Genomic DNA, 17140 nt, shown 5'->3' with positions numbered 1-17140 from the left:
AACGGAGCATTGCCCCATGCCTGCCCGATCGACTGCCTTGCCCCTGCCTGAACTGTGTGCTGCCGGCCACGTGCTGGCCGAAGTGCGTGGAGCCACTGGCTTCCTGACGCTGAACCGCCCCGGCGCGCTCAACGCCCTGTCGCTGCCCATGGTCCGCGACCTGACCACCGTGCTGCTGCACTGGGCGAGCGATCCGGCGGTGCAGGCCGTGGTGCTGCAAGGGCAGGGCCGCGAGGGCAAGCCGCCCGCCCTGTGTGCTGGCGGTGACATCCGCTTCTTCCACCAGGCGGCCCTGGCCGGAGATCCTCGTCTGGAGGATTTCTTCACCGAGGAGTACGCGCTCAACCACCTCGTCCACCGCTATCCGAAGCCCTACATCGCGGTGATGGACGGCATCACGATGGGCGGTGGCATGGGCATCAGCCAGGGCGCGAGCCTGCGCATCGTCACCGAACACAGCAAGCTGGCGATGCCGGAAACCCACATCGGCCTGTTCCCGGATGTGGGCGGGGGCTGGTTCCTGTCCCGCTGCCCGGGGCATGTCGGCGAATACCTGGCGATGACGGGCGAGACGCTGGGCGCCGCCGAGGCGATCGAGGTCGGGCTGGCCGATGTCCATGTGCGTGCCGCGGATCTGCCCGTGCTGCTGGCCCGCCTCGCCGCGGCGGAACTGGCGTCCGGCGAGGCCGTGCGTGCCTGTGTCGATGCGGTGGCCTCGCCGCCCGGGGCGTCGTCGATGGCGGCCCGGCGAGATGCCATCGACCTGCATTTCAGCCAGCCGACGCTGGCCGGTATCGCCGACTCGCTGGCGGCAGAGGCCAGCGAGTTCGCGCGCCACACGCTCGCCGCGCTGCACAAGCGCTCGCCGCTGATGCTGGCGGTGACGCTGTCGCAGACCCGCCGCGCCCGCACGATGACGCTGGCCGAGGACCTGCGCATGGAGCGCGATCTCGTGCGCCACTGTTTCCACCTGCGGCCGGGCACTGCCAGCGAGACGGTCGAGGGCATCCGCGCGCTGGTCATCGACAAGGACCACCAGCCGCGCTGGAACCCGGCGCACGGCGCGGACGTGACGGAGGCGATGGTGGCCGCGTTCTTCGTCAGTCCGTGGCCGGCGCACGTCCATCCGCTGCGGGCGCTGGCCTGAGCAGCGGCGTGGGCGGGTCGAGCACGATTTCGCCTGCGCCGAGCAGGTCCATGCCTCGGCTCCAGTGGCGGGTCATGCGCTCGACGAGGTCGTGCTCGTTGAAGGGCTGGCCCTTGGCCACGGCCCGTGCCCCCTTGAGCAGCAGCGCCCGGGCCAGCACGCTCAGTTGCCGGAAGGCATCGGCCGCCTGCACCAGATGGGCCGATCCGCTGGCATGTCCGGCGATCCACACCAGATAGAGCGCGGCCAGCTCGAAAGCCGCGCCGAGCTGGTGCGGACCTGCATCGGCCCAGTGCTGGTAGTGCGTCGGGCCGCCGGCCAGCAGCGGCGTGATCTCCTGGGCCAGGCGCCGTTTCCAGCGGCGCAGCGGATGGCGGGTCGGCACGCGCTCCAGGTACTTCTCCAGCAACTGGTGCGAGAGGTGGCGCAGCGTGTCGGGCGGGCGGCGCGCCAGATTGTGCAGATTGATGACCTCGGCGCGGCCCAGCAGGGTCTGCATGGCCGGACCGGCATCAGGGTGCAGGAGCCGCCGGTATTCCGCGCCTTGCAGCACCCGGTAGTCGGTCCGGTGGAAGCAGCCCAGGCGTTCCTGCGCGGTGTCGATCTCGTTGACGACGATGGTTTCCGTGGCATGGCGGGGATGCAGCAGTCCGCCACCCCCATCCGGCAGATGGCGCGCGGGAACGTCGACGATCACCAGCCGGCCCGCGCTGAGCTGCTCGTGCAGGTGATCGATCAGCGGGCGCCAGAGCGTGAGGGTCTGCACCTCGATGCCGTAGAGCAGGTAGAGGTCGTCGTGCGAGGGGCGGAACTGCGTCCACTGGTCGTCGAGAAAATCCACCGCCAGGGTATGGGGCAGGCAGGCCAAAGGATCCAGACGCAGCGCAGACAGCATCCCCAGCCAGAGATCCGTGAACCGATTGGTTTCTGGCCAGATCCGGTCTTGTGCTGGCCAGATGGGTGGAATGCCCAGGCGGTCCAGGCCGGTGATCAGGCAAAGCGGTCGGGCGGATGGCATGCATCAATGTAACACTACGTAAAAGAATGTCGCAATCGTTAACGGCGTCACGCGTCGTGGGGCAAACACCGGGTCGGCGGACTCCCGGGATAATGGGCGGGTGAATACTTCCGCCGCCCCCACTTCCCCCTGGCGCCTGTCCGTGGCCCCGATGCTCGATTGGACCGACCGGCATTGCCGTTACTTCCACCGCCTGCTCACCCGCGAGACCCGCCTCTATACCGAGATGGTCACGACGGGCGCCTTGCTGCACGGCGATGCGGCGCGGCACCTCGATTTCGACCCCGCCGAACATCCCGTCGCGCTGCAACTCGGCGGCAGCGATCCGGCCGATCTGGCCGCGTGCGCCCGGCTGGCGCTGCAGTGGGGCTATGACGAGGTCAATCTGAACTGCGGCTGCCCGAGCGAGCGGGTGCAGAAGGGGGCGTTCGGCGCCTGCCTGATGGCCGAGCCGCAACTGGTGGCCGATGGCGTGAAAGCCATGCGCGACGCGGTGGACCTGCCGGTGACCGTCAAGCACCGCATCGGCATCGACCAGGTCGAGCGCTACGACTTCGTGCGGGACTTTGTCGGCACCGTGGCCGAGGCCGGGTGTGGCGTCTTCATCGTCCATGCGCGCAACGCCTGGCTGAAGGGGCTGAGTCCGAAGGAGAACCGCGATATTCCGCCGCTGCGGCCGGAACTCGTCTACCGGCTCAAGCAGGACTTCCCGCACCTGACCATCGTGCTCAACGGCGGCGTGCGCAGCGATGACGAAATCGAGGCCCATCTGGCCCATGTCGATGGCGTGATGGTGGGCCGGCAGGCTTACCACGATCCCTGGATGATGTCGGGCTGGGACGCACGGTTTTTCGGCCAACCCGGCCCCGCAGGCAGCCGTGAATCCGTGGAAACCCAGTGGTTCGAATATCTGGACCGGATTCACCAGAGTGGCCGGCCATGGCCGACCGTCATGCGCCATGCACTGGGGCTCTGGAATGGCGAGCGGGGTGCGCGGCTGTGGCGCCAGTACTGGTCGGACCACCGCCACAAGTCCAGTCTCCCGTCGGAACTGGCCCGGCAATTCAACGCGCGGTCACGCCCGAATCCTGTGGAACTTCTGGCCATTCCTGTGGAATAAACCGCAGTCGGGTGTTTGCATGGCAGCACTGGGTTCATTCATTCCATTGGTTAATATTTTTTCATGAAATTGGTGGACTTTCATCGGGAAAAAGGCGGCATACTTCACCCTGAGCATGTGCTCTTCCTTCACCCAAAACCAATTTCAGCCATGACGACACTTCAGGAACTGATCGCACAGAAAGACGCATTGCTGCGCCAGCAGCAGGAAATCGCGAAATCGATCGCTGAATTCCAGTCGGCTCAGCGTGCCGGTGTGATCAACGAGATCAAGACCCTGATGGCGCAGCACGGCATCACTGCAGCCGACCTCACCGTGACCGGACGCAAGGCTGCCAATCCCGACAAGGAACCTTCCAAGGTTGCGGCCAAGTACCGTGATCCGATGACGGGTTCCACCTGGACCGGCCGTGGCCTGAAGCCGCGCTGGCTGGTGGCTGCACTGGAAAGCGGCCGCACGCAGGACGAATTCCTGATCGAAGCCCAGGCCCAGTGAGGCACTGCCGTCGCGCATGAAATTCCTGCACGCGGCGGATCTGCACATCGACAGCCCCTTGCGGGGGCTGAATGCCCAGGATGGGGCGCCGGTGGACCGCCTTCGAGGGGCTACCCGGCAGGCGTTTGTTGCGCTGATCGATCTGGCGGTGCGCCGGCAGGTGAATCTCGTGATTCTGGCCGGCGATCTCTATGACGGCGACTGGGTCGATTTCCGGACCGGCCTGTTTGTCCACGAACAACTGGCCCGACTGGCTGTTCACGGTATTTCCGTTTTTGTGGTGCGCGGCAACCATGATGCGGAAAGTGTCATTTCACGCCAATTGCCCCGACAGGACCATGTCCATGTCTTCAGTTCGCGCGCGGCGCAAACACGCGTATTGACCGAGCTGGGGGTGGCCGTGCATGGCCGCAGCTTCCCGAACCGGGCCGTCGCGGAAGACCTGGTGCCGGGTTATCCCGCTGCCGTGCGCGGATGCTTCAATATCGGCGTGTTGCACACCAGCCTCAGCGGCAGTCCCGACCACGGTACCTACGCGCCCACCCGGGTCGATCTCCTGGCCGCGACCGGATACGACTATCTGGCCCTCGGACATATCCATGCCCGACAGGTGGTGCGGGAATCGCAGCCCCGGATCGTGTTTCCCGGCAATCTGCAGGGGCGGCACGCACTGGAAACCGGGCCAAAAGGTTGCGAAATTGTTACCGTGCAGGACGGTCAAATCACGCAGACCGAGTTCGTGCCACTGGATGTCGTGCGCTGGCACGCATTGCCGCTTTCTTGCCAGCATTTGCACGATATCGACGCCCTGAGCGCGCAATTCCTCGCGGAACTGGCGACGCTGCTCGCTGGTGACCGCAACCGGCTGCACGTCGTGCGGGTCCGGCTGCTGGGCGAGTCGGTGCTCCACCCGATGGAGGCCGCCCAGCCCGGGATGCTGGAGGCCGCGTTGCAGGCGGGCTTGCGCCACTGGGACGGCCCGGACGTGTGGATCGAGCGGGTCCTGTCCGAGCTGGGTTCTCCGCTGGACCGGGCCGCCGCGTCCGAGCGCCCGGATGCGGTCGGGGAGGTGGTTCGCCTCGTCGATCAGCTCGCGGGCGACGACACCGCGCTCCGTCTATGGGCGCTGACGGCACTGGACTCTCTGCCGGCACTGCCCGCCGATCTGGGTGACGCCCGGCCCGACCGGCTGACGGCAGACCAGTGGCGCGCCTTGCTCGCCGATGCCGAGGCGATGGTGCTGGCACAACTCGGTGCCGGCCTGCCGGACAGCCTGACCGCCGACGGTGCCCGGTGAAGCTGCTGCGCCTGCATCTGCAAGCCTTCGGTCCGTTCACCGACCGCTGGCTCGATCTGGGCGATGGCGCGGTCGGCCTGCACCTGGTCTGCGGCCCCAACGAGGCCGGCAAATCCTCGACGCTGCGGGCGCTGACCGCGCTGCGCTACGGCATCGAGATGCGCAGCACCGACGACTTTGTTCACGACCACCCGGCGATGCGCCTGGGCGCCGTGCTGCTCGACCGTGATGGCCGCGAACTCAGCGTCGTGCGCCGCAAGGGCCGCGGCCAGACGCTCAGCGTGCGCGGCGCGGACGATGCGCTTGTGCCGGCGTCCGCCGATCTGGAGCACCAGCTCACCGGCGGTCTGACCCGGGCCGACTACGAATCGCTGTACGGCCTGGACCACGAGCGGCTGCGCCAGGGCGGCCGTGCGCTGCTCGCGGGGGAGGGCGACCTCGGCGCGGCGCTGTTCGAGGCCAGTGCCGGCGTGCGCAGCCTGCAAGCTGTGGTGACGCGGCTGGAACAGGAGGCGCGCCGCCACTTCGTGCCGGGTGCGCGGGGCAGCCGGGGGCGCATCAATGAAGCGCTGCGCCAGCACGCTGAACAGCTTTCCCTCCTGAAGGACGCGACCCTGCGTCCGACCGCCTGGGTCGATTTGCAGCGCACCTGCGACGAGACCGGACAGGCGCTGCAGACCCTGCTCGACACCCACGCCGGTCTGGACCGCCAGGCCCGGCAGTGGCGAGAACGGCTCGCGGTCGCGCCACTGCTGGTGCGGCTGGACCAGTCCCTGCAGCGCTGTGCCGAACTGGCCGATGCACCCCGGCTCGGCGAGGACGCAACCGCGAGCCGATCGGCGCTGCAGGCCAGCACCGCCGAACAGCAGCAGGCGCTGTCAGTGGTCAGCGACACCGTGGCGCGCCACCAGCGCGAGCTGGAGGTGTTGCCGTCGTCCGCGTCTGCCGTTCTGCTCGCGGCGGCGGCCATCGAGCGACTGGTGGCCCAGGGGGAGACGCTGGACCAGTGCCAGCGCGACACCGCTGAAACCGCCGCCGAGCAGGTGCGGCTCGAACAGCGCCTGGTGCAACAGCTCGCCGCCATCGACGACCGGCCTTCGCCCGAGACCCTGTTGCGCATGGCGCCGACCGCCGTGGTGCGCGCCCAGGCGGACGCCGCGCTCTCCGCGCGGGCCGAAGCCGAACGGGCCTTGCAGCAGCACCGCCAAGCCATGCAGCCGCGCACGGGCGAGGCGGGAGCGGCTGTACTGGGCGACCGTCCTGCTGCGCTGGTGCGGTCGGCATCAGACCCGGCTCGCGTGGCGCTGCGGAGCGCCTGCGATGCGGTCGTGCGCGCCGAGTCGGTGCTGGCCCGTCTGGTCGCCTTACCCGCCGAGCAGACCGTGGCCCGCCAGCGTCTGGCGGCGGCCCTGTCCGAGCTGGGCCACGGGCAGATCTGGAGCGTCGCACGGGCGCGCGAGGTGTGCCCGGTGCTGGAAGTGGACATCGACCAAGCCGTCCGCGCTGAGGACGAGGGCCGCACCCGCCAGCGGGAACTCGCGCTGCGGCTGGCGCAGATCGAGGAGGCCCTGCGTGGCCGGGAGGCCGAGCGCACGCAGCTGCTGTCGCAAGGTGTAGTGCCCACGGCGGACGATGTGCGCGCTGCCCGGATCGCGCGCGATGCGACCTGGGCTGGCTTGCGCGCGGATCTCGCCAGCGTCCCGTCCGGCGTGGCGGGAGAGGCGCTGCGCGGCTTCGAGCAGGCGGTGCGGCAGGCGGACGCACTCGCCGATGCACTCGCCCGCGATGCCAGCCGCGCCGCGCAACTCCAGGCCCTGCAGCGCCAGATCGCCGATCTGGCGCGTGATCGGCAGCTGCGCCAGACGGAACTCGGGCAGTTGCAGGCGGAGCAGGCGGCGCGCGCCACGGGTTGGCAGGCGCGGCTGCAGGAGGCCGGGCTGCCGGTGCTGGAGCCGAAGTCCCTGCGCGAATGGCAGGCCCGGCTGCGTGTCGTGCGTGCCGAGGCGGACCGCGTCGAGCTGCTGGCGCTGGAGTGCCAGCACGCCCAGGCCGTGGCCGATCAGGTGCGCCAGGGACTGGGTGCTGCCCTGCAGGCGGCTGCGCAAGCGTCCGACGGCGCAGCCGCCGACGACCACACGCCGATCGCCACCTTGCTGGCACTGGCCCGCCAGCGCGAAGACCATTTCGCGCGCGAGGAACAGGCGGCGCGGACCTCGGCGGCCGAACACGCTCTGCGCCAGGAACAACAGCAGCGCGAGCAGCGCGAAGCGCAGCGCCTGCTGGCACAGGCCGACGCTGCAGAAGTCGCGCTCCGGCCGGTCTACGAGGCCTTGCGCCTGCCCGGCCCGGCCGATGCGGTGGCGGCGCGTGCCCGCTTGCTGGAATGGGACGAGATCCGTGTCACCGCGGATCAACTGGCGCAGGCCCGGCTGGCCCACGAGCGGGCGCAGCGCGTGCTGGCCGATCTGGCGCGCAAGGCGACCGAGCTAGGGGCGGTCCTGCAGGAGCCTGCGCCGCCTGCGGATCTGCGCCACTGGATGGACGACCTGGGCCGGCGCCTGGAAGCGGCCCGGCGCATCGAGGGCCGTCGCCAGGTGCTCGCGCAGGCCCTGGACGAGGCCACTGGTCGGCGTCGGAGCCACCTCGCCGCGCTGCAGCAGCTGGAGCAGGCCCGGGAAGCGCTGTGCGCAGCGGCCGGCGTGCGCACCGAAGCCGAACTGCCCGCGGCCGAAGAACGAGCCCGGCAGCGGCGCGAAGCCGAACAACTGCGCGACCACGTCCGCGATCTGCTGGCGCAAGGCGGCTGGCGCGACGAGGCGGCCCTGCGCACGCTGGTTGGCGATCTGGATCTGGCACAAGCCCAGACCGACGCCGCGCAGTGCGAACAGGCGCTGGCCGATCTGGCCCCTCGGCTAGATACCGCCCGGCAGCGCGACGAAGCCGCCCGCCGCCAGCGCGACGCCATCGACTCCGGCGATCTGGCCGCGCAGGCCCGGGAGCGCATGGAAGAGGCGGGGGCGACCGTCCGCTCGGGGCTGGTGCCGTGGATGCGGGCCCGGCTCGCGCAGACCCTGCTGGCGCAGGCGCTGGGGCAGTTCCGCGAGCGGGCGCAGGGGCCGATCCTGCGCGCCGCCTCCACCTGCTTCGCGACGATGACGGGCGGGGAGTACGACCGCCTGCAAAGCGAACCGGGCGACGACGAACACCGGCCCGTGCTGCAGATCCACCGCCGCGATGGCCGTGCGCTGCGGGTCGAAGGCCTCAGCGAGGGCACGCGCGACCAGCTCTATCTGGCGCTGCGGCTGGCCGCGCTGCAGATGCACCGCGACCGCGGTACCCACCTGCCGCTGGTGCTCGACGACGTGCTGATGACCTCCGACGACGACCGGGCAGTGCGCGTGCTGCGGATGCTGGCCGATTTCGCGCAGGGATCCCAGGTGCTGGTCTTCACCCACCACCAGCACCTGCTCGATCTGGCGCGGCTCAGCCTGCCGGCATCGGTGCTGCGGTGCTCGACGCTGTGAAGCGCCGCGGCACCGTGAGCGTGGTCGCGGGCCGGAAGCTGTCCTGCTCGCCCTTGACCGAATAGCCGAGCGGATTCGCCACCACCCGACAGCCGCGGACAACGTGGTCGACGGGGCAGTGCAGATGGCCGTGGATCCACAGGTCGGCGCGTGCGACCAGATCGTCCAGCGCATTGCAGAAGCCCGCCGTGCCGGGCGCCAGGCCGTAGCGTGGATCGGCGCTCGCCAGCGTTGGCGCGAAGTGGGTCACCACCACGGTCGGGCCGTCGAACGGCTCGACCAGCGCAGCGCGCAGCCACTCCTGGCACTCCAGCCCCAGTTCGCGCATCGACTCGGCCAGCATCGGCTCGCCGCCGCGCAGGCAGGTGTTCTTGCGCAGGTAGAAGTTCGCGGCGCGGTAGGCCTTCTCGCGCGGGCCGATCGAGTCGAAGTCGCTCCACAGCGTCGTGCCGAGGAAGCGCACGCCGTCGAGCACCACCCGGCGCCGGTCCAGCCAGGTGATGCCCAGCCGCGCGCACAGCGCCTGCATCCGCTCGCCGGCCTCGCTCAGCTCGTAGCCGTCGTACTCGTGGTTGCCGGGCACGAACAGCACGTGCCGCCAGTGCCCCGCACCATGGGTGGGCGAAAACCGCGTCAACCCGAAATCGTCCTCGGTCAGCAGCGAGCCGGTCTGGTAGGAGCCGATGTCGCCCGCCAGCACCAGCACGTCGGCACCAGGGGCGGGCGTTGGCTCCCAGTGCGGGATGCGTTCGAGGTGGAGGTCGGAGAAGATCTGCAGGCGCATCGGGCGAGTCTAGCTTTGGTGGATGATGGCCGCATGCCTGCTGCCTATTTCCTCCATTGGCCCGACTCCGAACTCGCCAGCCTCACTGAAGTCACGCCCGCGACGCTGTGCCTGCGCCTGTCCGCTGCGGCCTGCCGCCGCACGGACGATGGTCAGGAGGGCTATCTGCACCCGCTCGAACTCCTGTTCGAGGGGGCGACGTGGCGCGGGGATGGCCCTGCGCTCGGTGGCGTCGCGCACGCCAGCCTGCTGCTCGACGGCCAGCCGCTCGGTCCTGCCGCGCACGTGCTGCCGCTGCCGCTCGACCGCCGTGGCGTGGTGGTCTGCACGCTGCGCCTGATCTCCGGCACGGTGCTGCAGATCGACGCGGTGCGGGTGGTGGTGCAGATCGCAGACGCTGCCCGTTTCCAGGCGTCGCATGCCTGCTGAGCGCGGTTCCGGTCAGGTTGACAACGATCAACCCTGCGCATGGAGTGGCCCCCGCTGACGCCGGGCGGCGCGCAGAATGTGTGCACTGCAGCACAAACCGTGACCGCGCCGATGACCAACCCTCTTGCCTCGCCCTGGCTACGCCGCAGCCTGATCGCCTTGGTCGTCCTCGGGCTGTTGGCCGGGGGCGTCGTGTGGCTGCGGCGACCCAAGCCGGTCGCGGTGCTCACGGTGGAGGTGGGGCGTGGTCAGGTCGAATCGTCGATTGCCAACACCCGCGCCGGCACGGTCGAGGCCTGCCAGCGCACCCGGCTGTCGACGATCATGGGCGGCCGCATCGAGTTGCTCAACGTCAAGGAGGGCGACCGCGTCCACAAGGGCCAGTTGCTGATGAAGCTCTGGAACGACGACCAGCAGGCACAGCAGACGCTGGCCACCGCGCAGATGGACACCGCCCGCAAGCGCGTCGTCGAGGCCTGCACCGCCGCCGACACCGCCGTGCGCGAAGCGAAACGCCAGACCGAGCTGCGCGCGCAGGGCTTTGTTTCCGTCTCCCGCGAAGACGCCGCCCGCAGCGAGGCCGACGCCCGCAGCGCCGCCTGCCAGACCGCGCGCTCGGACGTGGTCTCCGCGCAGGCCCGCATCGGCGCCACCCTGGTCGAGCAGGGCCGCACGCGCCTGGTCGCCCCGTTCGACGGCCGCATCGCCAAGATCGTCGGCGAGGTGGGCGAATACTCGACGCCGTCGCCGCCGGGCGTGCCCACACCGCCGGCCATCGACCTGATCGACGACTCCTGCCTCTACATCAAGGCGCCGATGGACGAGGTGGATGCGCCCCGCGTCCTGCCCGGCCAGCCGGTGCGCATCACCATCGACGCGCTGCCGGGCAAGACCTTCGCCGGGCGCGTCAAGCGGGTCGCGCCGATTGTCTCGGCGGTCGAGAAGCAGGCGCGCACGGTGGACATTGACGTCACCTTCGACCAGCCGGACAAGACGGGGCCGCTGCTGGTCGGCTACAGCGCCGACGTGGAGGTCGTGCTCGCGACCCGCAAGCACGTGCTGCGCGTGCCCGCGGCGGCGCTGGGCGAGGGCGGGCGGGTGCTGGTGGTCGAGGGCGACGCGCTGGTCGAGCACAAGGTGCGTGCCGGGGTGTCGAACTGGGAGTTCACCGAGGTGCTCGACGGGCTGAAGGGCGGCGAACGGATCGTCACCTCGCTGGAGCGCGAAGGCGTCAAGGCTGGCGCCCGCGTCACCGTCGACACCCCGACCAGCCTCGTCGCCAAGCCGTGACCGGGGCAGCGACCGTGACCGTGGCGCCGCCGCTGATCGAGCTGCAGGGCATCGAGCGTGTCTTCCACCTTGGGGACAGCGAGGTGCACGCGCTGCGCGGGCTGGACCTCCGCATCGGCGCGGGCGAGTACGTCGCGGTGATGGGGCCGAGCGGCTCGGGCAAGTCCACGCTGCTGAACATCCTCGGCCTGCTCGACCAGCCGAACGCTGGCCACCTGCTGCTCGAAGGTCGCGATGTGACGACGCTCTCGCCGGACGAGCAGGCGGCGGTGCGCAGCCGGCGCATCGGTTTCGTGTTCCAGAGCTTCCACCTCGTGCCCCGGCTGACGGCGGCCGAGAACATCGCGCTGCCGATGGTGCTGGCCGGGATGGCACCACGCGAGCGGGCGCAGCGGGTTGAAAAGGCGCTGCAGGAATACGGCCTGACCAACCGCGCCAACCACAAGCCCAACGAACTCTCCGGCGGCCAGCGCCAGCGTGTGGCCATTGCCCGCGCGACGATCATGCAGCCCGCGCTGCTGCTGGCCGACGAGCCGACCGGCAACCTCGACCGCGCCACCGGCGACGAGGTGGTGCGCCTGCTCGAAGCGCTCAACGCCAGCGGCGTGACGCTCATCGTCGTGACCCACGACCCCGCGCTCGGCGCCCGGGCGCACCGGCGGCTGATGATGGAAGACGGCGGTCTGAAGCTCGACACCGCGGCTGCCGCGCCCTGACATGCGCCGCCTCGACATCCTCAGCTTTGCGCGCGACGCCGCCACCGGCAGCCCGGTGCGCACGCTGCTGATGACGCTGGCGATGTCGATCGGCGTGGCGGCGGTGGTGCTGCTGACGGCGTTGGGCGATGGCGCGCGGCGCTATGTGGTGGACCAGTTCTCGTCGATCGGCACCAACCTGGTCATCGTGCTGCCGGGCCGCTCGCAGACGGGCGGTTTCAGCCCCGCCAACGCGGTCAGCACCACGCCGCGTGACCTGACGATCGACGACGCCCATGCGCTGCTGCGGCTGGCCTCGGTGCAGCGCGTCGCGCCGCTGGCGGTCGGGCTGTCCGAGGTGGCGCTGGCCGGGCGGCTGCGCGAGTCGATGGTGCTGGGCACGACGGCGGACTACCTCGCGGTGCGGCGCATGGCGATGGGGCAGGGGCGTTTCCTGCCGGACGAGGACTGGGGCCGCGGCTCGCCGGTGGTCGTGCTGGGGGCGAAACTGCGCACGGAACTGTTCGGCGCCGACAACCCGCTCGGCCAGACCGTGCGCATCGGCGGGCGGCGGCTGCGCGTGATCGGCGTGCTGGCGTCGTCGGGGCAGAGCCTGGGCATGAACTCGGACGAGTCGGCGATCGTGCCGGTCGCGCTGGCGCAGGCGATGTTCGACTCGAACACGCTGTTCCGCATCCTGATCGAGGCGCGCGACCGCGACGCCATCCCCGCCGCCAAGCGGCAGGCGACCGCGCTGATCAAGACCCGCCACGACGGCGAGGAGGACGTCACCGTCATCACGCAGGACGCCGTGCTCGCCACCTTTGACCGCGTGCTGGGCGCGCTGACCGCGGGCGTGGCGGGCGTGGCGGCGATCAGCCTGGCGGTGGCGGGGGTGCTGGTGATGAACGTGATGCTGGTGTCGGTGGCACAGCGCACGTCCGAGATCGGTCTGCTCAAGGCGCTCGGCACCCCCGCGGCGACGATCCGCGCGCTGTTCCTGACCGAGGCGGCGATGCTGTCGGTGGCGGGCGCCGTGGTCGGCTACCTCGTCGGGCAGGCGGGCGCGTGGGCCGTGCGCACGGCGTATCCGACCTTTCCGGCATGGCCGCCGACGTGGGCGGTGGTCGCGGCGCTGGGTACGGCGCTGTCCACCGGCATCCTGTTCGGCGTGCTGCCGGCGCGCAAGGCGGCGGCGCTGGAGCCGGTCGCCGCGCTCTCGAAACGCTGAAGGCGCCTGTTCCCATGCGCATCGCCGACACCCTCACGATGGCCTGGCGCTCGATCACGTCGCAGCGTGCGCGCAGCCTGCTGACGCTGCTCGGCATCGCCATCGGCATCGCCGCCGTGATCCTGCTGACCTCGATCGGCGAGGGCTTGCACCGCTTCCTGCTGGCCGAGTTCAGCCAGATCGGCACCAACGTCGTCACGCTGTCGCCGGGCAAGGTCTCCACGGGTGGCACCAACCCGGGCTTCCCGTCGTCGGTGCGGCCTCTGTCGCTGGAAGACGCCGACGCGCTCCGCCAGCGCATCCCCAATCTCGTCGGCGTGACACCCGGCGTTACCGGCAACGCCGAGATGGGTGCGAACGGCCGCGTGCGCCGCGCCATCGTCTATGGAACGAGCGCGGCGCTGCTGCCATCCTTCCGCCTGTCCACGTCGGCGGGCCAGTTCCTGCCGGACGAGGACTCGGCGCACGCGCGCAACTTCGCGGTGCTTGGCGCCAGCCTCAAGCGCGAGCTGTTTGGCGCGGACAGCCCGCTCGGTGCCCGCATCCGCATCGGCACCCAGCAGTTCCGCGTCATCGGCGTGCTGGCGCCGCGCGGGCAGTTCCTGGGCATCGACCTGGACGACGTGGCCTATGTGCCGGCGGCGCGGGCGATGGAGCTGTTCAACCGGCCGGGGTTGATGGAGCTGCACCTGACCTACACCGACGCAACCTCGTCTGCCGCGGTCGTCACGCAGGCGCGTGCGCTGATGAAGGCCCGCCACGGCCGCGAGGATTTCACCATCGTCACGCAGGCGGACATGCTGGGCGCGCTGTCCAACATCCTCAACGTGGTGACGGCGGCGGTGGGCGCGCTGGGTGGCATCTCGCTGCTGGTGGGCGGGGTTGGCATCGTCACGATCATGACCATCGCTGTCACCGAGCGCACGGCGGAGATCGGCCTGCTGATCTCGCTCGGGGCGCGGCGGCGCACGGTGCTGGCGCTGTTCCTCGGCGAGGCGGTGGTGCTCTCTGCGGTGGGCGGCGCGCTGGGGCTGGTGATCGGGATCGGCATCGCGCAGGGGGCGCACCTGCTGCTGCCGGCGCTGCCGGTGAGCACGCCGCTGCCCTTCGTGCTGCTGGCCGAAGCGCTGGCGATGGCGGTGGGGCTGCTGGCGGGGGTGATGCCGGCGCGGCGGGCGGCGCGGCTCGATCCGGTGGAGGCGCTGCGGTCGGAGTAGCGGGCTGGCGGCTCAGACGGCCCGTGGCCGCAGGCGCCGTTGTTCCAGCCGGTCCACCGTCCAGTGGTGCAGCCAGCGGTCCCACAGGTGGTGCGCCGCGAAGCCGGTCAGCACCGCTAGCGTCAGCGCCACCGGCCAGCGCAGCACACCCTTGTCGGCATAGAACAGCTGCTGCCACAGGTAGAGGCTGTACGACACCGTGCCGAAGGCGACCAGCACCGGGTGGCCCAGCCAGCGCGAACCTGCTCCCGCCGCGCGCGACAGGCTGGCGCAGCCAAGGGCGATCAGCGCCGCGCCGACGGTGTACTTGAGCAGGTCCGGCACCAGATTCACCTGGAGCAGCAGACCGGCGCCCAGTGCCAGCGGCCATGCCGGCAGCCGGTCTAGCGGTAGCCGGCTGCGGTCATGCGCCACCACGAACAGGGCGCCGAGCAGCATCGCGGTCAGCCGCGCGTCCGGGCGCCAGAAGGTGGTGTAGTAGGGCAGTGGTGCCCTGCCCGCTGCCTGCAGCCCGAGCACCGCCCAGGACAGCGCGACCACCGCGCCGATCAGCACGACCGGGTCCAGCCGCCAGCGCCGCGAGACCGCCGCCAGCCCGCCGAGCACGGCGTAGCCTTGCAGCTCGACGCACACCGACCAGAGGTGGCCGAGCCGTACCGGCCCCTCGCCCGAGTCGAGCAGCGGCTGAAAATTGGCCCAGCCGCTCAGACTCAGACCGACCGCGGTGGGGGAGAGCGGCCCGCCCCGCAGCAGCGTCACGCCGCAGGCGACCGCCACGAACACCCACATCGACGGCACGACGCGCGCGAAGCGCCGCACCGCGAAAGCACGCAGCGCCATCGCGCGGCCGAACAGCAGCGTGCCCATCAGGCAACCCGACAGCGCGAAGAACAGCTCGACACCGACCCGCCCGAAGTTGGCCGACCACGCGGGTGCGTCCAGCCCCAGGTGCGGCACAAAATGCCCGGCCAGCAGTGTCAGCACGGCGATGCCCCGCCAGCCATCGAGCACCTCGATCCGCGTGCCCGCCGCGGCATTGCCGATGACCAGCCGCATCCGGTCAGTCTTCCTTGCGCGGGCCGGACACCTTGTGGCGCATCAGGCGGCCCTTCTCGCGCTCCCAGTCGCGCTTCTTCTCGGTGTCGCGCTTGTCGTGCTCGGCCTTGCCCTTGGCCAGCGCGATCTCGGCCTTCACCCGGCCGCCCTTGTAGTGCAGGTTCAGCGGCACCAGGGTGTAGCCCTTCTGCTCGACCTTGCCGATCAGGCGCTTGATCTCGGCCTTGTGCATCAGCAGCTTCTTGGTGCGGTCGGCCTCCGGGTGCACATGGGTGGAGGCGCTGCGCAGCGCGTTGATGCGGCAGCCGATCAGGAACAGCTCGCCGTTCTTGATCACCGCGTGGCCGTCGGTGAGCTGCACCTGGCCTTCGCGGATGGACTTGATCTCCCAGCCTTCCAGCACGACGCCCGCCTCGTGGCGCTCCTCGATGTGGTAGTTGAAATGCGCTTTTCTGTTTTCTGCAATGGTGGCGGAGGTGTGGGCGGTGGACATGGGCAGCCTCAATACAATCCCTGCATTGTGAAGCACGTCAAAAAATCCGTCCTCCTCTGGTACTCGCCCCGCGAGATGTTCGATCTCGTGGTCGATGTGCCGGCCTATCCGCAGTTCCTGCCGTGGTGCCAGCGGGCCGAAGTGCTGTCGCAGGAGCCGGGGGTGGTGACGGCCCGGCTGCACCTCGCGTACGCCGGCGTGCGCCACGCCTTCACGACCCGCAACACGCAGGTCGAGGGCCAGTCCGTCGGCATGAGTCTGGTGGATGGGCCGTTCTCGCACCTGGAAGGCGTCTGGCGCTTCCTGCCGATCGGGCCGGAGGGCAAGGCGTGCAAGGTCGAGTTCGAGCTGTCCTACGCCTTCGCCAGCCGGCCGCTGGAGCTGGTGGTCAGCCCCGTGTTCGACCGCATCGCCAATACCTTCGTCGATGCGTTCGTGACCCGCGCCGAGCAGGTCCATGGCAAGCGCTGAGGCAGTGGAGCAGGGCGCGCAGACGATCCGGGTCGAGGTGGCCTACAGCCCCGCGCCGCGGCAGGTCGACCTGCAGGTGTTCGAGCTGCCGGTCGGCGCAACCGCCGGAGAGGCCGTGATCGCTGCGGGCTTGCCGGCGCGGCATCCCGGCTTTGATCTGGAGACGGTGAAGGTGGCGGTGTGGGGCCGGGCGGTGGCGCCGTCGGCCGTGCTGCGCGACGGCGACCGGCTGGAGCTGTGCCGGCCGCTGATCGTCGATCCCAAGGAAGCCCGCCGCGTGCGCTACCGGGCGCAGGGCGAGCGGGGCCGCCAGCGGGTCAGCGGCAGTCGCTCGCGATGACCTCGCGGGCGCGCGTCGATTCCCGGGCGCGCTGGGCGTCGTCCATGAACTCGCGTTCGCCCTTCTCGTTGGTGCGCGCGATGCGCTGACCGCTCTCCACCGTGCGGGCGTATTCCTTGGCCCGGGCGCAGTTCTCGACCTTCTGACGCGCGACGCGGGCTTCCTCGTCGCGCTTGCCCTGGTCCTGCGCGGCTTCGGCCTGGCGCTTGCGGGCTTCGATGGCGGGGTCGCTCGTGGGCGCCGATGCTGCACCTGTCGTTGCGCCAGCGGCTGCGGAGGCCGCCTGGGCGGGACGCTGCGCCGTGGGCACGGCGGCGGGTCGGTTCAGGATGTCGCGGTCGCGGACATCGTTCGGCGGTGGGCGGTCGCTGTACTGCACGCGGCCCTGGGCATCGCGCCATTTCCATTGTGCGGCGCAGGGCAGGGCCAGTGCGAGCGCCGCCAGGGCCAGCAGCGCGCCACGCAGGTGTCGGGGCTTGGAGGTCGAAAACATGGGGCGCAGTGTAGCGGCGGCCCCGCGCCCGCAGTGTGTC

The 17140-nt window shown here is 70.4% G+C and carries 17 protein-coding genes; 12 read left to right on the top strand and 5 right to left on the bottom strand.

Annotated elements, in window-relative coordinates; translation table 11 throughout:
* Nucleotides 1-16 precede the first annotated feature (16 nt).
* Complete coding sequence (locus AABN02_RS06300; protein WP_338414070.1) at nucleotides 17-1147, top strand: enoyl-CoA hydratase/isomerase family protein; 1131 nt, start codon at nucleotides 17-19, stop codon at nucleotides 1145-1147.
* On the opposite strand, the gene AABN02_RS06295 is transcribed toward AABN02_RS06300, so the two are convergent.
* Nucleotides 1101-2165 (bottom strand): DUF1839 family protein, encoded by a 1065-nt coding sequence (locus AABN02_RS06295; protein WP_338414069.1) that lies wholly within the window; start codon nucleotides 2163-2165, stop codon nucleotides 1101-1103. The genes AABN02_RS06300 and AABN02_RS06295 overlap by 47 nt on opposite strands.
* Nucleotides 2166-2265: 100 nt before the next feature.
* Between AABN02_RS06295 and dusA the strand changes: the two genes are divergently transcribed.
* The 4 genes from dusA to AABN02_RS06275 all read left to right on the top strand — a co-directional run bounded on the left by dusA (nucleotide 2266) and on the right by AABN02_RS06275 (nucleotide 8601).
* A complete protein-coding gene (gene dusA, locus AABN02_RS06290; RefSeq protein WP_338414068.1) occupies nucleotides 2266-3285 on the top strand; it encodes a tRNA dihydrouridine(20/20a) synthase DusA in 1020 nt (339 codons plus the stop codon).
* A gap of 63 nt (nucleotides 3286-3348) precedes the next feature.
* On the top strand, nucleotides 3349-3780 hold the full coding sequence (locus AABN02_RS06285) for an H-NS histone family protein (RefSeq protein ID WP_338414067.1): 432 nt from the start codon (nucleotides 3349-3351) through the stop codon (nucleotides 3778-3780).
* 16 nt (nucleotides 3781-3796) lie between these two features.
* Complete coding sequence (locus AABN02_RS06280; RefSeq protein ID WP_338414066.1) at nucleotides 3797-5077, top strand: DNA repair exonuclease; 1281 nt, start codon at nucleotides 3797-3799, stop codon at nucleotides 5075-5077.
* Nucleotides 5074-8601: an AAA family ATPase gene (locus tag AABN02_RS06275; protein ID WP_338414065.1), complete on the top strand. Its 3528-nt coding sequence runs from the start codon at nucleotides 5074-5076 to the stop codon at nucleotides 8599-8601. Before AABN02_RS06280 ends, AABN02_RS06275 begins: the two co-directional genes overlap by 4 nt.
* Here the strand turns inward: AABN02_RS06275 and AABN02_RS06270 are convergent.
* A complete protein-coding gene (locus AABN02_RS06270; protein WP_338414064.1) occupies nucleotides 8561-9385 on the bottom strand; it encodes a metallophosphoesterase in 825 nt (274 codons plus the stop codon). The two genes, AABN02_RS06275 and AABN02_RS06270, sit on opposite strands and share 41 nt — an antisense overlap.
* A 33-nt stretch (nucleotides 9386-9418) precedes the next feature.
* Here AABN02_RS06270 and AABN02_RS06265 point away from each other — a divergent pair, with 33 nt between their 5' ends.
* From AABN02_RS06265 to AABN02_RS06245, 5 genes are all read left to right on the top strand, one after another.
* On the top strand, nucleotides 9419-9814 hold the full coding sequence (locus tag AABN02_RS06265) for a hypothetical protein (protein ID WP_338414063.1): 396 nt from the start codon (nucleotides 9419-9421) through the stop codon (nucleotides 9812-9814).
* Between the two features lie 111 nt (nucleotides 9815-9925).
* The gene (locus AABN02_RS06260) at nucleotides 9926-11104 is read left to right on the top strand and encodes an efflux RND transporter periplasmic adaptor subunit (protein ID WP_338414062.1); all 1179 of its coding nucleotides are present in this window, start codon (nucleotides 9926-9928) and stop codon (nucleotides 11102-11104) included.
* Nucleotides 11101-11820: an ABC transporter ATP-binding protein gene (locus AABN02_RS06255; protein ID WP_338414061.1), complete on the top strand. Its 720-nt coding sequence runs from the start codon at nucleotides 11101-11103 to the stop codon at nucleotides 11818-11820. The genes AABN02_RS06260 and AABN02_RS06255 overlap by 4 nt, the downstream gene beginning before the upstream one ends.
* Before the next feature lies 1 nt (nucleotide 11821).
* Nucleotides 11822-13030, top strand: a complete 1209-nt coding sequence (locus tag AABN02_RS06250) for an ABC transporter permease (protein ID WP_338414060.1) — start codon at nucleotides 11822-11824, stop codon at nucleotides 13028-13030.
* A 14-nt stretch (nucleotides 13031-13044) separates the two neighbouring features.
* Entirely contained in the window at nucleotides 13045-14247 is a 1203-nt protein-coding gene (locus AABN02_RS06245) for an ABC transporter permease (protein ID WP_338414059.1), read from the top strand.
* Nucleotides 14248-14259: 12 nt separating this feature from the next.
* On the opposite strand, the gene AABN02_RS06240 is transcribed toward AABN02_RS06245, so the two are convergent.
* Both AABN02_RS06240 and smpB read right to left on the bottom strand, forming a co-directional pair.
* Nucleotides 14260-15303 carry an acyltransferase gene (locus AABN02_RS06240; protein ID WP_338414058.1) on the bottom strand — a complete coding sequence of 348 codons (1044 nt, stop codon included), beginning with the start codon at nucleotides 15301-15303 and terminating at the stop codon, nucleotides 14260-14262.
* 4 nt (nucleotides 15304-15307) lie between these two features.
* Nucleotides 15308-15796 carry an SsrA-binding protein SmpB gene (gene smpB / locus AABN02_RS06235; RefSeq protein WP_338414057.1) on the bottom strand — a complete coding sequence of 163 codons (489 nt, stop codon included), beginning with the start codon at nucleotides 15794-15796 and terminating at the stop codon, nucleotides 15308-15310.
* A gap of 27 nt (nucleotides 15797-15823) precedes the next feature.
* Here smpB and AABN02_RS06230 point away from each other — a divergent pair, with 27 nt between their 5' ends.
* On the top strand, nucleotides 15824-16267 hold the full coding sequence (locus tag AABN02_RS06230) for a type II toxin-antitoxin system RatA family toxin (protein WP_338414056.1): 444 nt from the start codon (nucleotides 15824-15826) through the stop codon (nucleotides 16265-16267).
* Nucleotides 16254-16607 (top strand): RnfH family protein, encoded by a 354-nt coding sequence (locus AABN02_RS06225; protein ID WP_338414055.1) that lies wholly within the window; start codon nucleotides 16254-16256, stop codon nucleotides 16605-16607. The genes AABN02_RS06230 and AABN02_RS06225 overlap by 14 nt, the downstream gene beginning before the upstream one ends.
* On the opposite strand, the gene AABN02_RS06220 is transcribed toward AABN02_RS06225, so the two are convergent.
* Nucleotides 16585-17100 (bottom strand): DUF4124 domain-containing protein, encoded by a 516-nt coding sequence (locus AABN02_RS06220; protein ID WP_338414054.1) that lies wholly within the window; start codon nucleotides 17098-17100, stop codon nucleotides 16585-16587. The two genes, AABN02_RS06225 and AABN02_RS06220, sit on opposite strands and share 23 nt — an antisense overlap.
* Nucleotides 17101-17140 lie beyond the last annotated feature (40 nt).

It is taken from the genome of uncultured Sphaerotilus sp. (genome assembly GCF_963924895.1).
Lineage (GTDB): Bacteria > Pseudomonadota > Gammaproteobacteria > Burkholderiales > Burkholderiaceae_C > Sphaerotilus.
The sequence above is the reverse complement of the archived record's forward strand: the minus strand, read 5'-3'. Positions and strand labels throughout refer to the sequence as shown.

What these genes read in the sequence shown, in the direction of transcription:
- AABN02_RS06300 (WP_338414070.1), top strand. Translation starts at nt 17, where the DNA reads ATGCCTGCCCGATCGACTGCCTTGCCCCTGCCTGAACTGTGTGCTGCC.
- smpB (WP_338414057.1), bottom strand. Translation starts at nt 15,796, where the DNA reads ATGTCCACCGCCCACACCTCCGCCACCATTGCAGAAAACAGAAAAGCG.
- AABN02_RS06265 (WP_338414063.1), top strand. Translation starts at nt 9,419, where the DNA reads ATGCCTGCTGCCTATTTCCTCCATTGGCCCGACTCCGAACTCGCCAGC.
- AABN02_RS06225 (WP_338414055.1), top strand. Translation starts at nt 16,254, where the DNA reads ATGGCAAGCGCTGAGGCAGTGGAGCAGGGCGCGCAGACGATCCGGGTC.
- AABN02_RS06260 (WP_338414062.1), top strand. Translation starts at nt 9,926, where the DNA reads ATGACCAACCCTCTTGCCTCGCCCTGGCTACGCCGCAGCCTGATCGCC.
- AABN02_RS06285 (WP_338414067.1), top strand. Translation starts at nt 3,349, where the DNA reads ATGAAATTGGTGGACTTTCATCGGGAAAAAGGCGGCATACTTCACCCT.
- AABN02_RS06250 (WP_338414060.1), top strand. Translation starts at nt 11,822, where the DNA reads ATGCGCCGCCTCGACATCCTCAGCTTTGCGCGCGACGCCGCCACCGGC.
- AABN02_RS06280 (WP_338414066.1), top strand. Translation starts at nt 3,797, where the DNA reads ATGAAATTCCTGCACGCGGCGGATCTGCACATCGACAGCCCCTTGCGG.
- AABN02_RS06270 (WP_338414064.1), bottom strand. Translation starts at nt 9,385, where the DNA reads ATGCGCCTGCAGATCTTCTCCGACCTCCACCTCGAACGCATCCCGCAC.
- AABN02_RS06220 (WP_338414054.1), bottom strand. Translation starts at nt 17,100, where the DNA reads ATGTTTTCGACCTCCAAGCCCCGACACCTGCGTGGCGCGCTGCTGGCC.
- AABN02_RS06245 (WP_338414059.1), top strand. Translation starts at nt 13,045, where the DNA reads ATGCGCATCGCCGACACCCTCACGATGGCCTGGCGCTCGATCACGTCG.
- AABN02_RS06295 (WP_338414069.1), bottom strand. Translation starts at nt 2,165, where the DNA reads ATGCCATCCGCCCGACCGCTTTGCCTGATCACCGGCCTGGACCGCCTG.
- AABN02_RS06240 (WP_338414058.1), bottom strand. Translation starts at nt 15,303, where the DNA reads ATGCGGCTGGTCATCGGCAATGCCGCGGCGGGCACGCGGATCGAGGTG.